General features: G+C 28.1%; 21 protein-coding genes. 10 read left to right on the plus strand and 11 right to left on the minus strand.

The window, feature by feature from the left end:
• Nucleotides 1–29: 29 nt before the first annotated feature.
• The 4 genes from ACNI3D_RS00675 (at nucleotide 30) to ACNI3D_RS00690 (ending at nucleotide 3,421) form a co-directional block, all read left to right on the plus strand.
• Nucleotides 30–935, plus strand: coding sequence for an AEC family transporter (locus tag ACNI3D_RS00675; RefSeq protein ID WP_419769006.1), 906 nt, complete (start codon nucleotides 30–32; stop codon nucleotides 933–935).
• 1 nt (nucleotide 936) lies between these two features.
• Nucleotides 937–2,718, plus strand: a complete 1,782-nt coding sequence (gene asnB, locus ACNI3D_RS00680) for an asparagine synthase (glutamine-hydrolyzing) (RefSeq protein WP_419767913.1) — start codon at nucleotides 937–939, stop codon at nucleotides 2,716–2,718.
• Nucleotides 2,719–2,728: 10 nt separating this feature from the next.
• Complete coding sequence (locus tag ACNI3D_RS00685; RefSeq protein WP_013133951.1) at nucleotides 2,729–3,034, plus strand: hypothetical protein; 306 nt, start codon at nucleotides 2,729–2,731, stop codon at nucleotides 3,032–3,034.
• Nucleotides 3,035–3,157: 123 nt separating this feature from the next.
• A complete protein-coding gene (locus ACNI3D_RS00690; RefSeq protein WP_419767914.1) occupies nucleotides 3,158–3,421 on the plus strand; it encodes a ribbon-helix-helix domain-containing protein in 264 nt (87 codons plus the stop codon).
• Here the strand turns inward: ACNI3D_RS00690 and ACNI3D_RS00695 are convergent, their stop codons facing one another.
• From ACNI3D_RS00695 to rsmA, 11 genes are read right to left on the minus strand one after another with little or no spacing between them, the layout of a single operon-like run.
• Nucleotides 3,422–4,162 carry a succinate dehydrogenase/fumarate reductase iron-sulfur subunit gene (locus tag ACNI3D_RS00695; protein ID WP_419767915.1) on the minus strand — a complete coding sequence of 247 codons (741 nt, stop codon included), beginning with the start codon at nucleotides 4,160–4,162 and terminating at the stop codon, nucleotides 3,422–3,424.
• Entirely contained in the window at nucleotides 4,159–5,748 is a 1,590-nt protein-coding gene (locus ACNI3D_RS00700) for an FAD-dependent oxidoreductase (protein WP_419767916.1), read from the minus strand. Before ACNI3D_RS00700 ends, ACNI3D_RS00695 begins: the two co-directional genes overlap by 4 nt.
• Nucleotide 5,749: 1 nt before the next feature.
• Nucleotides 5,750–6,169, minus strand: a complete 420-nt coding sequence (locus ACNI3D_RS00705; protein WP_419767917.1) for a hypothetical protein — start codon at nucleotides 6,167–6,169, stop codon at nucleotides 5,750–5,752.
• Complete coding sequence (locus ACNI3D_RS00710; RefSeq protein WP_129100265.1) at nucleotides 6,162–7,091, minus strand: D-2-hydroxyacid dehydrogenase; 930 nt, start codon at nucleotides 7,089–7,091, stop codon at nucleotides 6,162–6,164. The genes ACNI3D_RS00705 and ACNI3D_RS00710 overlap by 8 nt, the downstream gene beginning before the upstream one ends.
• 59 nt (nucleotides 7,092–7,150) lie before the next feature.
• Nucleotides 7,151–8,569 carry a PhoH family protein gene (locus tag ACNI3D_RS00715; protein WP_419767918.1) on the minus strand — a complete coding sequence of 473 codons (1,419 nt, stop codon included), beginning with the start codon at nucleotides 8,567–8,569 and terminating at the stop codon, nucleotides 7,151–7,153.
• Nucleotides 8,562–9,080 carry a protoporphyrinogen oxidase HemJ gene (gene hemJ / locus ACNI3D_RS00720; RefSeq protein WP_129100263.1) on the minus strand — a complete coding sequence of 173 codons (519 nt, stop codon included), beginning with the start codon at nucleotides 9,078–9,080 and terminating at the stop codon, nucleotides 8,562–8,564. The genes ACNI3D_RS00715 and hemJ overlap by 8 nt, the downstream gene beginning before the upstream one ends.
• Nucleotides 9,081–10,262 (minus strand): replication-associated recombination protein A, encoded by a 1,182-nt coding sequence (locus tag ACNI3D_RS00725; protein WP_129100262.1) that lies wholly within the window; start codon nucleotides 10,260–10,262, stop codon nucleotides 9,081–9,083.
• Complete coding sequence (locus ACNI3D_RS00730) at nucleotides 10,255–11,055, minus strand: pseudouridine synthase (RefSeq protein WP_419767919.1); 801 nt, start codon at nucleotides 11,053–11,055, stop codon at nucleotides 10,255–10,257. Before ACNI3D_RS00730 ends, ACNI3D_RS00725 begins: the two co-directional genes overlap by 8 nt.
• 5 nt (nucleotides 11,056–11,060) lie before the next feature.
• Nucleotides 11,061–12,020, minus strand: coding sequence for a KpsF/GutQ family sugar-phosphate isomerase (locus tag ACNI3D_RS00735; RefSeq protein ID WP_419767920.1), 960 nt, complete (start codon nucleotides 12,018–12,020; stop codon nucleotides 11,061–11,063).
• Nucleotides 12,021–12,029: 9 nt separating this feature from the next.
• Nucleotides 12,030–13,967 carry a ribonuclease J gene (locus tag ACNI3D_RS00740; RefSeq protein ID WP_419767921.1) on the minus strand — a complete coding sequence of 646 codons (1,938 nt, stop codon included), beginning with the start codon at nucleotides 13,965–13,967 and terminating at the stop codon, nucleotides 12,030–12,032.
• On the minus strand, nucleotides 13,939–14,751 hold the full coding sequence (rsmA, locus tag ACNI3D_RS00745) for a 16S rRNA (adenine(1518)-N(6)/adenine(1519)-N(6))-dimethyltransferase RsmA (protein ID WP_419767922.1): 813 nt from the start codon (nucleotides 14,749–14,751) through the stop codon (nucleotides 13,939–13,941). The genes ACNI3D_RS00740 and rsmA overlap by 29 nt, the downstream gene beginning before the upstream one ends.
• 74 nt (nucleotides 14,752–14,825) lie before the next feature.
• Here rsmA and hisF point away from each other — a divergent pair, with 74 nt between their 5' ends.
• The 6 genes from hisF (at nucleotide 14,826) to ACNI3D_RS00775 (ending at nucleotide 19,685) form a co-directional block, all read left to right on the plus strand.
• A complete protein-coding gene (gene hisF / locus ACNI3D_RS00750) occupies nucleotides 14,826–15,587 on the plus strand; it encodes an imidazole glycerol phosphate synthase subunit HisF (RefSeq protein ID WP_419767923.1) in 762 nt (253 codons plus the stop codon).
• Nucleotide 15,588: 1 nt separating this feature from the next.
• The gene (locus ACNI3D_RS00755; protein ID WP_419767924.1) at nucleotides 15,589–16,260 is read left to right on the plus strand and encodes an SIMPL domain-containing protein; all 672 of its coding nucleotides are present in this window, start codon (nucleotides 15,589–15,591) and stop codon (nucleotides 16,258–16,260) included.
• Nucleotides 16,257–16,793, plus strand: coding sequence for a phosphorylase family protein (locus ACNI3D_RS00760; RefSeq protein WP_419767925.1), 537 nt, complete (start codon nucleotides 16,257–16,259; stop codon nucleotides 16,791–16,793). The genes ACNI3D_RS00755 and ACNI3D_RS00760 overlap by 4 nt, the downstream gene beginning before the upstream one ends.
• Nucleotides 16,794–16,796: 3 nt before the next feature.
• Nucleotides 16,797–17,906 carry a dual-specificity RNA methyltransferase RlmN gene (gene rlmN, locus ACNI3D_RS00765; protein WP_419767926.1) on the plus strand — a complete coding sequence of 370 codons (1,110 nt, stop codon included), beginning with the start codon at nucleotides 16,797–16,799 and terminating at the stop codon, nucleotides 17,904–17,906.
• A gap of 88 nt (nucleotides 17,907–17,994) precedes the next feature.
• Complete coding sequence (gene gltX / locus ACNI3D_RS00770) at nucleotides 17,995–19,407, plus strand: glutamate--tRNA ligase (RefSeq protein ID WP_419767927.1); 1,413 nt, start codon at nucleotides 17,995–17,997, stop codon at nucleotides 19,405–19,407.
• A gap of 74 nt (nucleotides 19,408–19,481) precedes the next feature.
• Nucleotides 19,482–19,685: a heavy metal transport/detoxification protein gene (locus ACNI3D_RS00775; RefSeq protein WP_419767928.1), complete on the plus strand. Its 204-nt coding sequence runs from the start codon at nucleotides 19,482–19,484 to the stop codon at nucleotides 19,683–19,685.
• Nucleotides 19,686–19,689: the final 4 nt, after the last annotated feature.

Raw genomic sequence — 19,689 nt, forward strand, 5'->3', positions numbered from 1 at the left:
ATCATGAGGAATATTTCATTCAAGCTTTAATCTCAGTTGCTACTATTTATTTGTTTATTTTAATTGGTTTTGTTTTTAAAAAATCTTTTAAAGGTGAAGTAAATGAAAGAACTTTAGTATTATTAAATTTATATTTTCTTCAGCCTTTACTTGTGTTTTGGGGATTAACTAGAGCTCCTATTAGTAAAGATTTTCTTCTTACACCTGTAGTTAGTGGAATATCTCTTTTACTTGTTTTAGTTATTGTATATTTTTATTCTTTGAAGTTTTTTAAAAAAGATGTTCAAGATAAATCTATTTTTTTGGCTTCATCTTTAGTTGGTAATACTGGTAATTTAGGTATTCCATTAGGAATAGCTATTTTTGGTTTACAAAGTGTTCCTTATACTTCTATTATTAATATTGTTAATATATTTTATATGTATATATTTTCTGTTTATTTTTTTACAGGAGAAAAATTTAATATAAAATCTTCTCTAAAAGCAATTTTTAAAATGCCTGCAATTCATGTAACTTTTATTGCCATACTATTCAATTATTATGATTTACATATTAATGCAGACTTTGAAAAATTTTTCACAATGGGAGCATATACAGCTATTGTTATGCAGTTAGTAATATTTGGAATCTTTATGTCCGACGTTAAAATCAAATCGGCTAATTGGCATTTGGCACTTAATATCTCTTTGTTTAAACACTTTATTTTACCTTCTGTTGGTCTTTGTGTTATCTTTTTATTTGATTTACCAGCTATGGTTAGTGCGATTATATTTATGGAATTACTTGTTCCCCTTGCTGTTAATAATGTAAATCTTGCTTCTTTATATAAGTGTAAACCCATTGATGCAACTTTTTCTGTTTTAGTTAGTTCCCTTATCTTTGTGATTTTAACTTATGTTTATATACTTTTAATCAATTCTTTTTTTGGATTATAATATGTGTGGAATATTAGGCTCTAATTTTATTTCAAACAATTTTGACTCAGCCTTAACTATTATGAATAATAGAGGGCCAGATTATTCTAAGGTTTTCAATCATAAGAATTATCAATTTGGTCATACAAGATTGTCTATTATTGATGTTGATGATGAAGCCAATCAGCCTATGATATTTGATGATATTTTGATTGTTTTTAATGGTGAAATTTATAATTACAAAGAGTTAATAAAAGTTGAAAATCTTATTTGTAAAACATCCTCTGATACGGAAGTGATTATTAGGTTATATCAAAAGTATGGAATTGAGTTTTTAAATAAATTAAATGGTATGTTTTCCTTCGCAATTTTTGATTTAAAACTAGAAAAGTATTTTTGTGCTAGGGATAGATATGGGAAGAAACCATTTTTTTATTATTTCAAAGATAATAAATTTATCTTCTCTTCTTCTATTAAATCTATAATAGAAATATTGGGTTTTACTCCAAAATTAAATAAAGTTGCTTTATCTCAATATTTACAATATTTTGTTTCATTAAATGATTTAACTTTTTATAATGATATTAATAAATTAGAAGCCTCTTCTTATATGCTTGTGTCTAATAATGAGTTATTTATCAAAAAATATTATAAAATCAATACTTACAAAAAAGTTGTTGATGAAAAGCAAGCTTTAAATGATATAGAAGAGCTTTTATTTAAAAGTGTTGAGTCTAGACTTGTAGGAGATGTGGAAGTAGGGAGCTTATTAAGTGGAGGAATTGACAGTTCACTTATATCTTCTTTGTATACAAATATTACAGGAAAGCGTATCAACACTTTCTCTGTAGGATATAGTGACCATATAAGCTATTCTGAGCTTGATTATGCTTCTTTAGTATCAAAAGATATTAATTCTATACATCATCCCTTAGAGGTATCTAGAAATGACTTTATTGATGTCTTTGATGAAGTTATTGATGCCCTAGAAGAACCCCATGCTGATAGTGCTGCTTTCCCTTTATATTGTCTTACAAAACTAATTAATAAAAAAGGAATAAAAGTTGTTTTGAGTGGTGAGGGTAGTGATGAACTTTTTTTAGGATATGACAATTATTCAAAATTTCTAAAATACTATAAGTTTAAAGAATCTTTATCAGCTGATCAAGATGGATTTTTAAAAGACATCATCTCTGCTTTGCAAAATAATACTAAAGAGAGTGAATACTTACGTAGAGTGGTTACTGATGAAAATATTTACAACTCTTTTGGTGAAATATATACTACTATACAAAAAAAACGTTTATTTAAACGACTTCCTACTTTCAAACAAGAAAAAGCAAAAAAAGATCCTGTTGATTGGATGAGTTATATTGATCTCAAAATTTGGTTAGGTCAGTCATTACTTTCTAAAGTTGATAGAATTTCCATGGCAAACTCTATTGAGGTAAGAACACCGTTTTTAGATTTTAGGTTAGTTGATTATTTATTTAGTGTTGATACTAAATTAAAAACTGGAGATACAAATAAATATTTGTTAAAAAAGATTGCTAGTAAATATATTCCAGAAAAAATTATCAATAGAACTAAAAAAGGATTTAACTCTCCATATAATGAATGGATTTTTAATAGTCATGGTGAAGACTTATTAAAAACTATTCTTAATGTTAATTATCAAACAAATTTATTCAATGAAGATTATGTTATTATGATTTATAATCTTGCTAAAAATAATAAATTCAAACAACATTTTTGGTCTTTGTATATTTTTTCTTACTGGTTCAACAAAAATTATCTTATTTAAAAGGTTATAAATGACACTACTTATTCCAACTGATTCTAATAATAGACATGAATGTATTATTTCAAGTATTGAAGAAAATAACTCATGGGCTTATGTAATTTTAAATGATGGACAAATAATTTCATGTGATTTTTTTGATAGAAAAGAAGATGTAATTGAATGGATTGATTATGTAATTGTTTTAAATGATAAAGAATATATTTGGCCTTTTCTTAATGAAAAAACTAAAGTTCTTATATCAAATAACGAAAAAAGTATTGATGAATTAATTGAATCTTTTCTTCTAAACAAACTTACTCTTTATACTCAAAATTAATAGCTAATATTTTATGTTTTTTAGTAAAAATTCATCAAAATATCCTATTTTTTAATTATGTCTAGATTAATTTAGATATATCTAGATATAATTATCTAGATACTATTATATAAGGTCTGTATGATGGAAAAAAGAAAAGTTGGAAGACCAATTCAAAAAATTGGTCGTGTAAAGATAGGAATGTCAATTGATGGTAAAACTAATGAATATTTGACAGAATTAAGTGTAAATAGTGGCAAAACTAAAAGCAAAATTATAGAAGAATCTATTGCTTTGTATTATGAAAATAATAAAGAATTACAAGATAAAATTATATTAGCTAATAAGATGAAAGATGATCCTTATTTCCATTTTAGAGATGTTTTAAAAAAATCTTTAGACAAATAATTAAAAAGAATTTGGATTAAATCCAGTATCAAAATCATTATAATTATTGAACTCATTTAAGAAATCATTACTTTGAATTGTTGGATCTGAATATCCATTTTGAATCGACTTCATTCTTAGATTCATAATGTCAGTTTTAGAATCTATAAATTGAGGACAAGAAATTGTACAATTTCCACATAAGGTACAATCCCATATTCCATTTACTTGAATAGCATCGAGTTTTTGGGCTTTGTTCGCTTCTTTTTTATCATTTACATATCTAAGTACTCTTGTAAGGGCAAATGGACCTAGAAAGTCCTTATTTACACTATATACTGGACAAGTACTATAACAACTTTGACATAAAATACAGGTACTTTGTAAATCTATTAGTTTTTCATCTTCTTTTTTTATATTAATATCTTGAAATTTTTCAATAAATGCCTTACTTTTATATAAAAGTTTTGCTGTTTGTTCTAAATCTACAACTAAATCCTTTATAATAGTGCCATTTTTTAGAGGTTTTATTGTGATATCATCATTTAATTTGCATTTACAGGCTAAAACTTCTTTATCATTTACCAAAATACTACATGAACCACAAATTCCACTTTTACATCCACTTCTGTAAGTTAAGGTAGAATCTATGTTTTCTTTTATATATTCTAGGGCTTCAAGAGTAGAAATATTCTCTTTATCAATTTTATATTGTTTCATATAATTTTCTTTATCATTTCTTCTCTTTATACTTATTATCATAATGCTTCTTCAAGCTTATATTCAAATCTCTCTTTAATATTTTGAAAAGTTGATATCTTTTGATATTCTTTATTTATTTGTTTATAGTCTTTTCTAAAATGTGAACCTCTTGATTCTCTTCTTTTTAGTGCAGATTGGCATACAAGTTTTGATAAAATTAATAAATTACCTAATTCAATATAATCAACGATATTTTTATTATATTTTTTGCTTTTATTTTCTATTCCAGTATTTTTATATTCTTCTTCAAATTTTTTAATCAAAAGATGAAGTTTTTTTAAATCATTATCTGTTCTATATAATCCTGCATAATTAAACATTGCTTCACTTAAATCATTTTTTATTTTATAAATAGACTTTCCAAGCTTTTTTTCTAGTATGAGATTTATTACATTGAATTCTATTTTATTAGGAATATTTGTCTCTTTTTTTAAGGATATTTCAGCAGCATTATTTCCCGCTATTTTGCCAAAAGTTATAATTTCTAATAGGGAATTTCCTCCTAGTCTATTTGCACCATGTGTATTATTCTGCGCGACTTCTCCACAGGCATAGATATCTTTTATTGATGTTTCACATGAAACATCAGTTAAAATGCCACCCATTGTATAATGCACTGCAGGAACAATAGGAATCAAATCCTTATGAACATCTAGATTCATAATGTCTTTTATAAGTTTATGTTCTTGGGGCATTTTCTCTTTTATTATATTAGCATTAATATGTCGCATATCTAAATATACATTTTCCCCATTATCTATTTTTATCTTAATAGCTCTTGCTACTTCATCTCTTGTAGTTAATTCATCTACAAATCTATTTCCTTCATCATCAATCAAAAAAGCACCTTCTGCTCTAGCACTTTCACTAATTAAAGTATTAGTACCTTTAAGTGCAGTAGGGTGAAATTGTATGAATTCTAGATTTGATAGTGTAATTCCATGTTTAAAAGCAATTACAAGCCCATCACCTGTAGTTGAGACACTATTTGTTGTATGGGTCGAATATATATTCCCATAGCCTCCTGTTGCAACTATAAGAGTTTTGGAATATAAATCAATTACTTCACCACTTAGTAGATTAAAAACCTTTATTCCTAAGTATTTATTTTCATTTATAATTAGATCAATTAAAGTGTGTTCATTTAAAAATTCTATATTATTTTTAATACAATTATCATATAAAGTATGAATAATTTTAAGACCAGTATAATCAGAAGAATAACAAGTTCTTTTGGCCTTTGTTCCACCAAAATATCTTTGCGCTACTTTCCCACTATTATCTCTTGAAAATGGTACTCCTAATTCATCTAACCAAGTTATAGTTTTTTGAGCACTTTCACACATTTTTTTTATAGTATTAATATTGCCTAATTCTTTTGAAGATTTGTAAGTATCATTTATATGATTAGAAATAGAATCATTTTCATAGTCTAAAACACAATTTATTCCACCTTGTGCTTGAACTGTTTGTGAGTGAGTAGGGTAGGTTTTTGATATAACAAGTACTTTATTTGTTTTTTCTTTAGCACTTAATGCTGCACTTAATCCAGCACCACCAGAACCTACAATTATTACGTCATACATGTTATTCCCAAAAGTCTTTTAAATTCTCTTGTACATCTGTTTTATCGTTGATTATTATTCCCTCAATGCTATCAAGTTTTTCTAACAGAGATGATTTTTTTTCTTCTTTTACTTTATTAAAAGATTTATTAACTTCTTTAGGTAAATTTATCTCTTTATTTACAGTTGTGATTTCTTCTAACATATCTAGTTCATTATCAATACTTATATTATTATTTAAAAAGTAATTAACAATTTCTTCATATTTTTTAAAGTCCATTAAAATAAAAGATGGTTTCCCATCTCTTAATATAACAGCTTTTTCTATCTTATCATTGTGTATAGAATCAAATACTAGTTTGCTTTTTCTTATTAATTGTGTTGAAGGAATCATTTCATTTGACTTATATTGTAACAATGATTTTAAAGTATCTTTATTCATCAATAAATCCTTTTATATTATTATAAATACCTTCTATAAGTTTTTTTCTTGATTCAATAGAAGACCAAGCAATATGTGGTGTAATAATTACATTATCATTTTCAAGAACTTCATTAAGAGGAGAATCTTCTTCTATTGGTTCAGTTGTAACCGTATCTATTGCAAAGTAAATATTTTTTTCCTTTAATATTTTTACTATGTCATATTCATTTATTATTCCACCACGGGCAACATTTATAACAATTGCATCATTTTTTAATAATTTCATGTTTTCATAGTTTAACAAATCTTTTGTTTTTTCATTTAATGGTGAGTGAATTGAAATAATATCTGATTCTGATATTAATGTTGTGAGATTAGTTGCATCATAATTCGCATTATAATTCATACCAGAAGTTGAGTAATATTTTATGTTACAGCCAAATGCACTTGCAATCTGTGCGACTTTTTCACCAATATTTCCTAAACCAATAACTCCCCAAGTTTTTCCATCAAGTTCCATGAATGGGTTATCTATATGAGTAAAAATCTTTGATTTATGCCAATTACCATCTTTTACATAAGAAGAATAATAATCCATTTTTTGTATAAAGTTAAGTGCAAAAGATATTGTTAATTGTGCAACACTTGACGTTGAATACCCAGCTACATTTTTAACTTCTATACCTTTATGTTTAGCGTACTCTACATCAACATTATTCATACCAGTTGCACTTATGCAAATCAATTTTAACTCAGTAGCATCAATAACTTCTTTTGTTATAAGAACTTTATTGGTAATTGCAATATCACAATCCTTCAATCGTGCTATTGTTTCTTCTTCATTTGTGTAATCGTAGCAAACGAGTTCCCCAAATTGATTTAAAACACTTAAGTCCATATCTGAACCTAAAGTAGATCTATCTAAAATTACAACTTTCATTTTGTATACCTTTACATATTATAGTATGTAAAGGTATCAAAATTAAGCTAAAAATTTGATTATTTATTTTTAGTAGAAAATATGTTTTCAGCCCATTCAGTAATAGGACCTCTAAGTACTTTTTGTAACTCAATAGCAAATATATTTACTAATGAAGATTCTGTTTTTGTAGACTTTAAAAGTGTAGTTAGTGAGTTGGTATATTTATTTACATAAAAGTTATCTATTTGTTTGTTACTTCCAAGTATTACAACTTTGCAAGTATTGTCTATTCTTGAAAGAACCATTTGCATTGTTTTATTTGACATGTTTTGTGCTTCATCAATAATTACAAATGCATTTGATAATGTTCTTCCTCTCATTTCTCCTACCCACATAGTTTCAATAAAATAGTTTTGTATCATTTGATCAACTCTAGTTTTTAGTTCTTGCTCATCTATTTCTTGCTCTTCTTTACTTTTAGTTGCTCTTCTTTTTTTGTATTCAGAACGAACTATATGATCAATACTATCCATTAGTGGATGATTGTAAATTTTGAACTTTTCTTCAAGCCCTGGTAAGTATCCAACATCTTCACCTTTGTCTAATGATTCAATTGAATTTCTTATATAGATGATTCTTTGGTATTGTTTATTTTTTACTAATTTTAATGCTCCACTTAATGCTAAAAGTGTTTTACCAGAACCAGCTTTGGCTTCTATAATTAAAACATTAAAGTAGTGTTGAATAATTGCATTTGAAAAAAATAGTTGCTCTTTATTTAATGGAGCTATTATTTGATTTCTTACTTCATCTTCATTTAATACTCTTATCTTTTCATTTTGAATTGATGCAAGTACAACTTGATCTGAACCTTTAACTTTAAAGCAATAAGAGAAATTTGAAACTTTATATTCATTATCAAGTTCTTTGATATCTCTATTTTCTATAGTCTCTAAATCTTCAAATTTTATTTGAATAGTTTTTATAAATTCATGAATAAATTCATCTTTATTTGAACCAATTAATGATTCAGCTTTTATATCTAAAGATATTGCTCTAGTTCTTGCCATGATATCCATAGAGAGAAATGTTGAATTTTTATTATAAAATTTTGTAGTAAACTTTGCTATTTCTAATATTCTTCTATCATTTGCAATATTAGGAGCTGTTGTTTTTGTAACAAATTGATATTCAAGTTTTGAAATTACATCTATAGAAATAGGAGATTCGTTATCTATTCTTAATCTTACAATTTTGAAGTCATCTTCACTTTTTGTAAAAAGAATAGTTGAGTTTTCTAAGATTCTTGCAAACTCTCTAGCTTGAAAATTTATCTCGTCAAAACCACTTTTTTTAGCATCAATTTCGTCCAAAACTGTTTCAGGAAGGATAATAAGATTTTTATTATCATCAGATAATTTAAATATATTATTTGCATCTTCTAATAATATATTTGTATCAAGTACATAATATTTATCAAAGTTGTCATTATGCATTTTTTACTCTTTTTGGTTTCATTATCATATAAATTATAAATGAAAATAAAAGTATCATAGCTAGTGTAAATGTAATTGAAACAACTTTTACAATTACATAAGTTACAATAAGTATTGATAATAAAGTTGGTATTTCATTGTAAGCTCTAAAAAATTTACCACTTCTTTTACACTTGTTTTCTTCTAATTGTTTTCTAAAATACTCTAAAGAAAATGAGTACATAATAAGTAAAAATACGACAGTTAATTTAGCATGTAACCAAGGACCTGATTTAAAAAGTTCTGGAGCTAAATATATCATTGCAGCACCACTTATAATAGTTGTCCACATTGCTGGCATACCAATATATTTATATATTTTATATTCTTGAATTTTTACTACATCAACAAAGTCTTTTTTTTCACTGTTTTCAACATGGTAAACAAAAAGCCTAGGTAGATAAAACAACATTGCCATCCAAGACAAAACTGATATAACATGAAACGCCAATATCCAACTATAATATTCCAATTACTTATCCTTTATTTTTTTTATCCAATCATCAAGGGTTTTTTCAAAACCTATACCTTTTGATTCATATAAGCTCAAAGGTTCACTTAAATACTTTTGTTCAACATAACCACCAAAGTTATGGGGATACAAATAATCTTTGTGAAAAGAGTCTATATTTTTTGGTATATCTAAGATTTTACCATTTTTAACTTCACTTATTCCTTTATTTATTGCTTCATATGCTGAATTTGATTTTGGGGATGAAGTTAAATAAATAATACATTGAGACAATATAATTTTACTTTCTGGATAACCAATTTTTGAAGTTGCAAGCATAGTGCTAACAGCAAGATTTAGTGCATTTGGATTTGCATTTCCAATATCTTCACTGGCATGTATGACCAATCTCCTTGTGATGAACTCTACACTTTCTCCACCCTCTATTAGTCGTGATAGATAATAAAGCGCTGCATCAACATCTGAACCACGAATTGATTTAATCATTGCACTTGCTAAGTCATAATGTGTATTTGAAGATGATACTCCATCTCCTATTACATTCTGTCTTAATTCTTTTAATGTTTCACATGAAACACTAGTATCAACTTTAAAAGCAAATTCAAGAAGATTTAGCATAGCTCTTGCATCACCTGATGAACTATTTATTAAATACTCTTTTGTTTCATCATTAAGTTTTGTATCTAGTTTTATTTGTGCAACTTCTAATATTTTTGTTAAATCTTCTCTTGAGTGAGGTAAAAATTCAAATAAGAAACTTCTGGACCTTATTGCACTTGTTAAAGTGAAAAATGGGTTTTCTGTACTAGCTCCTATAATTATTGCTTGATAACTTTCCATAATTGGAAGTAAGACTTCTTGTTGATTTTTTGATAATCTATGTACTTCATCTATAAATACAATTGGTTTAATAAGACTATTATCATATTTACTAAATACTTTTCTTAAGTCTTCAATTTTTAAAGATGTTGCATTGAAATAGAAGTAATCTGTGTTGATAGTTTTTGCGATAATTTTTGCTAAAGTAGTTTTTCCAGTTCCAGGTTTACCATAAAAAAAAAGGTGAGGAATCTCACCTTTTATGATTAGTTTATATAAGACTTTATTTTTTGATATTATATGATCTTGTCCTACAAAGTCTTGAAGAGTATTTGGACGAAGAATAGAACTTAGATTAGTCATTATCTTTTGAATGCAAATAATCTTTTAAGTTTTTGTACTCTTCTCTTGTAAGATATCTGCTTTTACCAGTGGGTAAATTATTTAAACTAATTCCACCGTACTCAACTCTTTTTAAATCCATTACATCAAGTCCAAAGTGAGCAAAGAATCTTCTCAATTCTCTATTTTTACCTTCTGTAATTGCAACTTTCAATTTAGAAAAAGTATCTTTAACCGAATCAATTTTATATCCTAAGAAAGGTGCAAAGTTCATTGATTTTACTTTACTATCTTTCCAAGCACCTTTAGTTGCATCTTCAAGTTCAAGGCCATGTAACATCGCATCTTCAACTTGTTTATTTATAGGACCACTTACTTTTATTTTATATACTCTTTGTAAGTCAGAATGCATAAGCCCATTTGCAACGTCTACGCTGTCCGTGAGAAGCAGAACTCCCTCACTTGTATAGTCAAGTCTACCTATTGGTAAAAAGTGTTTATATTTAGCTCCTAGAGTATCAAATATAATTCTTCTACCTTGGGGATCATTTTTAGTTACAAGTTCACCTTTTGGTTTGTTATAAACTAGAACAGTATACATCTTGTTTTTTTCAAATTTGATAGGTTTATTATCTATTGCAACAATATCAGTATCTAATACTTTTGTTGATAAGTCAGTAATTGTTTTCTTATTAACCTTTACTCTACCTTCTGCAATAATTGCATCAGCTTCTCTTCTTGAGTATTTACTATTGTGTGATATAAATTTGTTTAATCTCGTATTGTCTTCTTTTATTTCTGTTTGATTTTTCATGGTACCTACTTTATTCCTGCTTCTATTAAATCATGAATATGTAATACACCAACAAGTTTATTACTATCATCAACAACAACTAAAAGTTGTATCTTATAATCTTCTATAATTTTCAATGCATCGCTAGCCAATAAATCTTTATTGTTTAAAACTTTTGGATTTATAGTTGCAATCTCTTCAACTTTGCACTCTAATGAAAAATTATCATTCATTAAAGCTCTTCTTAAATCTCCGTCACTTAACACACCAATGACTTTATTATCATCTGTAATTATAACATTTCCAAGTCTACCTTCACTCATTTTTATAATAGCATCTTTTAATAGAGTTCCACGTGAAACAATTGGTAATTCTTCTGTTCTAATTAAATCAGAAACTTTAATAAATAGTTTTTTCCCTAAACTTCCACCTGGGTGAAATGAAGCAAAATCACTTTTCTGAAAATTTCTTTTTTTCATCAAACAAACAGCTAATGCATCACCCATAGCCATTGTTAAAGTTGTAGAAGAAGTTGGAGCTGTGTCTAATGGACAAGCCTCTTTTGTAACATTTATATCAAAAAATATGTCAGCATATTTAGCTAAAGTAGAGTTTGGATTTTTTGCCATAGCAATCATTGGTATATCAAATCTTTTTAGATGAGGAAGAATTTGAATTAATTCTTCACTCTCCCCAGAGTATGATATAGCTAAAACTGTATCATCTTTGCCAATCATTCCTAAATCACCATGCATAGCTTCTGTAGGATGTAAGAAAAAAGAACTAGTTCCTGTGCTTGCTAGTGTTGCAGCTATTTTTGTACCAACTAATCCAGATTTACCAACACCTGTAACGATTAGTTTACCTTTTGTATTATAAACAAGTTCAACTGCAGCATTCATATCAAAAGAATTATCCCTAGAGGCTCTTTCTAACTCCTTCGCTTCAGTTAGTAAAACCTCTTTTGCAATCTCGTTATAATTCATTTTATTTCCTTAATAAACAAAAATAGTAGGAACAATCATAGGGTATTTTTTGAACTTTCTAACACAATGTTTTCTCACAACTTTTCTAATCTCATCTTCCAAATATTTATTATTTTTAAAGATGCCTTCTTTTGCATTAGTAAAGAAAGTTTCTAATAAGTCTTCAATCTCTTTTGCAAAGAATCTATCCTGATTATCTGGAACTAAACCAAATGATGTAACTCTAGTTTTATCTGAAAGTTTTCTATCATTTTCATTGATTTGTGCAACAATCATAACAACACCTTCGTTTGCCATTGTTTGTCTATCAAGAATAATGTCATCTGCAATTTTATTGTTAAGTTGATTATCTATATAAGTTTTACCACTTTTTACAGTTTTAACTTTTTTAAGATATTTTGGAGTAACTTCTATTTGTTCACCATCACTCATAATATAAGTATTTCTCTCTAAAACACCACATGAAATACCTGTTTGCTGATGTTTAACAGCATGATTATATTCACCATGAATTGGCATAAAGAACTTAGGTTTAACAAGTCTTAGCATAAGTTTTTGTTCTTCTTGAGCAGCATGTCCTGAAACATGTATTTCTGAGAAGTTTTGATATGCAACTTCAGCACCAGCTTTTAACAGATGATTAATGATTTGAGAAACACTTGCTTCATTTCCAGGAATTGCTTTTGCAGAAAGTATAATTTGATCACCTGGCTTAATTTTAATATGTCTATGTTCATGTATTGACATTCTATAAAGAGCACTCATAGATTCACCTTGAGAACCAGTTGTTACAATTAAAATTTGGTTGTCATCATATTTATGAACTTCATGTGGCTCAATAAATTGATCTCTTGGGAATTTGATATATCCTAATGCCATTGCTAACTCTAAGTTTTTCTCCATAGATCTTCCAATAACACATACTTTTCTACCATATTTTAATCCATGTTCAATTGCTTGTGCAACTCTGTGTGTATTCGAAGAGAAAGTAGACATAATAACTCTACCTTTTGCTTTTGAAAATAGAGTATCAAAAGTTGGACCAACAGTTGATTCAGATTTTGTAAAACCAGCTGTGTGTGAGTTTGTAGAATCAGACATTAAAAGTAAAACACCTTTTTCACCATAATGTGCAAATCTATGTAAGTCTGATGGGAAACCATCAATTGGAGTATGGTCAATTTTAAAATCACCCGTATGGATAATTGTACCAGCATCAGTAGTAATTGCTAAAGATGAAGCATCAATAATTGAGTGAGTTATATGCATCCATTCTATTTCAAAATCACCAATTTTTATAGGAGTTCTTTTTTGAATTGCATGGAAATAACCTCTATGTTGTCTCATTTTATGCTCATCAAATTTTGAACCAATCATTTCTAATGGAAGTGATGTTCCATAAATAGGAAATTGCATCTCTTTAAATAAATAAGGCATTGCACCAATATGATCTTCGTGTCCGTGAGTGATAATAACAGCTGCAATTTTATCTTTGATTTCTCTAATATAAGTGAAATCAGGAATTAAAATATCAACTCCATGCATATCTTCATCAGGAAAACTCATACCAACATCAACAATAATTGCACTTTTTTCAGTTTCAATTACCATCATATTTCCACCAATTTCACCTAATCCACCAAGTGGAGTGATTCTAACTTTTTGAGTAGAAGAAAGGTTTAATTTATTATGTGGATTTAATCTTTCTTTATGAATTCTTTCATTGATAACGTGAGCTTTTCTAAGGTCTGTTATCCAACCTTCACCTGATTTATCTTCCATTTTAGGAACAACTGTTTTTTTTCTTTTATTAACTGGTCTTTTTGGTTTTGGCTTTTTAGGGCTAGGTCCTGTAGTTTCTTGTTTTGCAGTAGTATTATTATTTGCTTCTGGAGCAGTTTTTTCTACAACTTGAGTATCATTCTGTACTGTTTTGTTCTCTTCCATCTATTATTGCCTTTGTATATATTTGGCTATACAAAGATGCACTAAGCTCATGAGGTCGAATGTTATCATTAATTTCAAGCTCTTCAAATAAAGAAGAAATAGTCTCTTTAGGAACAATAGATGAGACATTTTTAGATAGTTTTTTTCTTGGCTGTTGAAAACAAGCCTTTAGAAAACTATTAAAGTTCTTATCCATTGTTTTTGACATATCCTTTTTTATATAAAGAATAGAAGATGTAACTTTAGGAGGTGGATCAAAAGATTCTGGTGGAACATCAAATAAAATCTTTGACTCTATTGAGCAAAGTTTTGATATCACACCCAATGCAGAGAACTCTTTATCCCCTTCATTGGCAGAAAACTTTTCAGCTACCTCTTTTTGAACCATTACAATAATGTGTTCACAAGCTTCATCTTCAAATGCTCTTAGTATTATATTTGTCGCAATATAATACGGTAAATTAGCGATAAGATCATATTTACTATTATGTAAACTTTTTTGCTTTGTCCATGACTCTAAAACATCAGCGTGGATGAGTGTTAGAGAACCATTATCTATCGGGATAGCAAATTTAGTTTTTAGTATAGCAAATAGATCTGTATCAACTTCATAGGCCGTTACATCTTTGCATTTGACTAAATTTTTTGTCAAATCACCTAATCCAGGCCCAATTTCTACAATATGATTATTGTTGTTGGGCATCGATTGGATGATCATTGATAAGACTGTGTCATCTTTTAAAAAGTTTTGACCATATTTTTTTTTAGCTTTTATTTTTTCCATAAGAGCAAAGATTATATATGAACTTAACTTACATTTAGATAAGATAAAAACTTAATAATGAATAAGGACAAAAAGTGAGCAATTTTGCAAAGAGAATAATTCCATGTTTAGATGTAAAAGATGGAAGAGTTGTAAAAGGTGTTAATTTCGTAGGATTAAAAGATGCAGGTGACCCTGTAGAAGTTGCAAAACGATATAACAATGAAGGTGCAGATGAAATTACTTTTTTAGATATAACAGCTAGTCATGAAAATAGAGATACAATAGTTCATATAGTAAAAGATGTGGCAAAAGAAGTCTTTATACCCTTAACTGTAGGTGGTGGAATAAGAACTTTAGATGATATTTATAAACTTCTAAATGTAGGTTGTGATAAAGTTTCTGTAAACTCAAGTGCAGTTGTAAATCCAGGATTTATAGATGAGAGTTCTAAAAGATTCGGTAGTCAATGTATAGTTGTGGCAATTGATGTTAAAAAAGTTTCTGATGGCTCTTACCATGTCTTTGTAAAAGGTGGTAGAGAAGATACAGGACTTGATGCACTTGCTTGGGCAAAAGAGGTTTACAATAGAGGAGCAGGAGAAATACTTCTAACTTCTATGGACACAGATGGTGCAAAAAGTGGATTTGAATTAAATATTACACAACAAATTTCAAGCATAGTTGATATCCCAGTTATTGCAAGTGGCGGTGCTGGGACTATGAAGCACATGAAAGAAGCCTTTGAACATGGAGCAAGTGCTGCCTTAGCTGCTTCAATTTTCCACTTTAAAGAAATAGATATTATGGATTTAAAACACTATTTAAGAGATAATAATATACCAGTAAGGATTTAATATGAGAAAGATTTTATTTTTATTTTTACCATTTTTTCTTTATGCATTTGAAGTTGATTTTAGTAAAGAATTTACAAAAGATTTGATTCCCAATGTTTTGAGTGCAGATATTTCAATAATAATTGAAGATGAAAAAGAAAAAAATGTTATAGAAAGATTAGAAGTTTTTAACAAAGAGATAAAAGCTTACAATAAAGTTGAAAAGCAACTAGGAACATTTAATGTAAGACCTTTATACCAAAAAGCTAGTAATACACCAAAAATATATGGATATAGTGGAGAACTTAGTTATAAAATAGAAACAGATGATGCTTTTTCTATGGGAGAATTCATCTCTATGATAACTAATATGAAAGAGAATAGAGATACTTCTGTTACTTTGAATAATTTATCGTGGAGAGTTAAAGATGATAGTTATAATGTAATTTTAGACTTAGTAAGACTTGAAGCAATTAATTGGGTAGAAAATTATGTAAAAGTCCTTTCAAATGATTTACACAAGGACTGTGAAATAAAAACTATAAGTTTAGAAAATAATATTATGCATACTTATAGAGCCCAAATGACCTCAATGAAACTTAGCTCATCTTTAAAAAAAGAAGATGTACCCGTCCCTGAAGTATCACATCAAAAGCTTTCTATAATTACAAATTACAAATTGGAGTGTAAATGATTATTTGTGCTGGAAACATCGAAAGTTTCAAATTCGCAGAACCTATGGGAATAGGGCTAGTTGATATGGCTATAAATCTTACTAGAAGATGTCTGTTTAATAAGCCAGAATTTATTTTATTTATAGGAACAGCAGGTAGTTATGGTAATCATAATATTTTAGATATTCTCGAATCAAAGCGTGCTGCAAATTTAGAATTGTCTTTTTTGGAAAACAACTCTTATACTCCACTTGATAATGTATTAGAGTCAGAAAACAAGATGACTAGAAATGACACTATAGTAAATAGTTCAAACTATATTACTACAAATGAAGAAATAGCGAAAAAGTATAATGAATATGGAATAGGAATTGAAAACATGGAGTTCTTCTCTGCTGTAAAAGTTGCTCGTGAGTTTGAAATACCAGTTGCAGGGATATTTGCTGTGACAAACTATACAAATAAAAATGCCCATGAAGATTTTAAACAAAATCACCAAAAAGCAATGGAAACAATCACGAAGTATTTATTAGAGAAAAATATAATTAAATAAAAAATGTTTCATGTTTCATGTGAAACATTACAAAAAAGGAAAAATTTGCAATCAATATATGACTTTACTTTAGATGAATTAAAAGAGAAACTTAAACCATCATTTAGAGCAAAACAGGTTTATAATTGGATATATAAAAAATATGCTACATCTTATGATGAGATGAGAAACATACCAAATGACTTAAAAGAAGATTTAAAAGAAAACTATGCAATTGATATATTAAAAATTATAAAAAAAGAGAAAAGTAGTGATGGAAGTATAAAATATCTTTTTAAACTTCATGATGGACATACTGTAGAAACAGTATTTTTACTAATGCGTGAAAAACAAATTGGTGATGATGGTGTTGTTGAAAAAGGTGAAAAGCATACAGTTTGTATATCTACTCAAGTTGGCTGTAAAGTTGGCTGTACTTTTTGTTTAACAGCAAAAGGTGGATTTGTTAGAAATCTTACAGTTGGTGAGATAGTAGCTCAAATTGTAAATATGAAAAGAGATAATAATATTGATGAAAACAAATCACTAAATATAGTTTTCATGGGGATGGGTGAACCATTAGACAATTATAAAAATTTTGTCCATTCTGTAAAAGTGTTCTCAGAAGAAGAAGGTCTATATATAAATAGAAGAAGACAAACAGTTTCTACTTCAGGAATCTCTTCAAAAATAGAGAAACTAGGAAATGAAAATCTAGGAATACAACTTGCAATTTCATTGCATGCAGTTGATGATGAACTAAGAAGTGAATTAATTCCTATGAATAAAGCTTACAATATAAAATCAATTATTGATGCTGTTAAAAAGTTCCCAGTAGATGCAAGAAAAAAAGTGATGTTTGAATATCTTGTTATAAAAGATAAAAATGATGACATAGCAAGTGCTAAGAAACTTTTATCACTACTTGATGGAATAAAAGCTAAAGTAAATCTTATATACTTTAATCCATATCCAGGTACTACATATCAAAGACCAGAAAGCAAAAAAATGGTAGAATTCCAAAACTACTTAATAAGTAAAGGTTTGCTTTGCACAATACGAGAATCAAAAGGCTTAGATATCTCAGCTGCATGTGGACAACTCAAAGAAAAGGACTCAAATGAGAGTAGCTGATTATGCAATGGTTATATTTTTGGCAGTATTTGTTATCGCATCAGGAATATTTTTTTTAAAAAATTTTAAATAAGTAAGGAATAGATTAATGACAGTTACAAGATTTGCCCCAAGTCCAACAGGATATTTACATATTGGTGGATTAAGAACAGCTTTATATAGCTATTTATGGGCAAGAAGAAATAAAGGTGAATTTAGACTAAGAATTGAAGATACAGATACAGCAAGAAATAATGAAGATGCCTTAAGTGCTATTATGGAAGCTTTTGAATGGGTTGGTTTAGATTATGATGGAACAGTAGAATATCAATCAAAAAGAAATGATATTTACAAAAAATATATAGATCAACTATTAGATGAAGGTAAGGCATACCTTTGTTATATGAGTAAAGAAGAATTAGAAACTTTACGAGAAACTCAAATGGCAAATAAACAAACTCCTAGATATGATGGAACTTGGCGACCAGAAGATGGAAAAGTTTTACCTCCTATTCCTGAAGGCATAGAGCCAGTTGTTAGAATAAAAGCACCAAAAGATGGAATTATTACTTTCATTGATGGAGTTAGATCTATTATGAATTTTAGCAGTAATGAAGTTGATGATTTCGTTATAGCTAGAAGTAATGGAGTTCCTACATATAATTTTGTTGTTGCAATTGATGATGCACTAATGGGAATGACTGATGTAATTAGAGGTGATGACCACTTAAGTAATACACCAAAACAAATAGTTATCTATGAGGCATTAGGATGGAAACCACCAAAGTTTTACCATATCCCTATGATAAATAATCCATCAGGTAAAAAACTATCTAAAAGAGATGGTGCTATGGATGTAATGCAATACAAAAGAGATGGTTTTCTTCCAGAAGCACTTCTAAACTTCTTAGTAAGACTTGGTTGGTCAAATAAAGATCAAGAGATCTTTTCTATGGAAGAGATGCTAGAACTGTTTGATCCAACGCATATCAACAAATCTGCTTCTGCATTTAATGAAGAGAAACTTTTATGGCTAAATTCACACTATATAAAGAATGTATCAAATGAAAGATTAGCAAAAGAGTTAGAATTTTTTGATTGCCATATTAGTGGACATGATAAAAAAGAGATAATCTTAGACTTGACAAAAGAGAGAGCCCAAACTTTAGTTGAATTAAAAAATGCAATTGGAGCTATCTTAGATGCACCAAGTGAGTATGAAGCAAAGGGTGTTAAAAAGTTTATCAAAGATGAAACTATTTTAAAAATTTTAGATAATTATGTAAAATTACTTGAAGAAAATGCGGATAATTTAAATATTAGCATTGATTATGAAGGAGTTACAAAACCATTTATTGAAGAGTTTGAATTAAAATTCCCACAACTTTTTCAACCAATAAGATTGGCACTAACTGGTTCTACTCAAGCTCCATCAGTATACGATATTATGGGTGTACTTGGTGTTGAGGTTGTTTGTGAAAGAATTAAAATAGCATGCGAGAAAAACTTTAACAAAGAGTAAGATACTCTTTGTTAAATATCTACTACACACTGTTTCCATACTTTGATGTTAAAATATAACAAAAAGGATATAAAATGAAAAAAACATATAAATCAGACAAAATAAATTGTGCAAAATGTGAAAATCTAATAAAAGTTTCTTTAGAAGATGACTTTGGAACAATAGATGTTGATTTAACAAAAACTCCAAAAGAAGTAACAGTAGAGATAACTTCTGATGAACAAGAGAATAATTTTAAAGAAGAGATGAAAGACTTAGGATTTGATATATTAGATTAAAGGC

Source organism: Arcobacter siniprincipis (SeqCode) (assembly GCF_048571125.1).
In the GTDB taxonomy this organism is placed as follows: domain Bacteria; phylum Campylobacterota; class Campylobacteria; order Campylobacterales; family Arcobacteraceae; genus Arcobacter; species Arcobacter siniprincipis.

Bases quoted from the DNA above. Each gene is read 5' to 3' on its own strand.
- asnB (WP_419767913.1), top strand. From the start codon at position 937: ATGTGTGGAATATTAGGCTCTAATTTTATTTCAAACAATTTTGACTCA.
- ACNI3D_RS00685 (WP_013133951.1), top strand. From the start codon at position 2,729: ATGACACTACTTATTCCAACTGATTCTAATAATAGACATGAATGTATT.
- ACNI3D_RS00690 (WP_419767914.1), top strand. From the start codon at position 3,158: ATGGAAAAAAGAAAAGTTGGAAGACCAATTCAAAAAATTGGTCGTGTA.
- ACNI3D_RS00695 (WP_419767915.1), bottom strand. From the start codon at position 4,162: ATGATAATAAGTATAAAGAGAAGAAATGATAAAGAAAATTATATGAAA.
- ACNI3D_RS00700 (WP_419767916.1), bottom strand. From the start codon at position 5,748: ATGTATGACGTAATAATTGTAGGTTCTGGTGGTGCTGGATTAAGTGCA.
- ACNI3D_RS00705 (WP_419767917.1), bottom strand. From the start codon at position 6,169: ATGAATAAAGATACTTTAAAATCATTGTTACAATATAAGTCAAATGAA.
- ACNI3D_RS00710 (WP_129100265.1), bottom strand. From the start codon at position 7,091: ATGAAAGTTGTAATTTTAGATAGATCTACTTTAGGTTCAGATATGGAC.
- ACNI3D_RS00715 (WP_419767918.1), bottom strand. From the start codon at position 8,569: ATGCATAATGACAACTTTGATAAATATTATGTACTTGATACAAATATA.
- ACNI3D_RS00725 (WP_129100262.1), bottom strand. From the start codon at position 10,262: ATGACTAATCTAAGTTCTATTCTTCGTCCAAATACTCTTCAAGACTTT.
- ACNI3D_RS00730 (WP_419767919.1), bottom strand. From the start codon at position 11,055: ATGAAAAATCAAACAGAAATAAAAGAAGACAATACGAGATTAAACAAA.
- ACNI3D_RS00735 (WP_419767920.1), bottom strand. From the start codon at position 12,020: ATGAATTATAACGAGATTGCAAAAGAGGTTTTACTAACTGAAGCGAAG.
- ACNI3D_RS00740 (WP_419767921.1), bottom strand. From the start codon at position 13,967: ATGGAAGAGAACAAAACAGTACAGAATGATACTCAAGTTGTAGAAAAA.
- rsmA (WP_419767922.1), bottom strand. From the start codon at position 14,751: ATGGAAAAAATAAAAGCTAAAAAAAAATATGGTCAAAACTTTTTAAAA.
- ACNI3D_RS00755 (WP_419767924.1), top strand. From the start codon at position 15,589: ATGAGAAAGATTTTATTTTTATTTTTACCATTTTTTCTTTATGCATTT.
- ACNI3D_RS00760 (WP_419767925.1), top strand. From the start codon at position 16,257: ATGATTATTTGTGCTGGAAACATCGAAAGTTTCAAATTCGCAGAACCT.
- rlmN (WP_419767926.1), top strand. From the start codon at position 16,797: ATGTTTCATGTTTCATGTGAAACATTACAAAAAAGGAAAAATTTGCAA.
- gltX (WP_419767927.1), top strand. From the start codon at position 17,995: ATGACAGTTACAAGATTTGCCCCAAGTCCAACAGGATATTTACATATT.
- ACNI3D_RS00775 (WP_419767928.1), top strand. From the start codon at position 19,482: ATGAAAAAAACATATAAATCAGACAAAATAAATTGTGCAAAATGTGAA.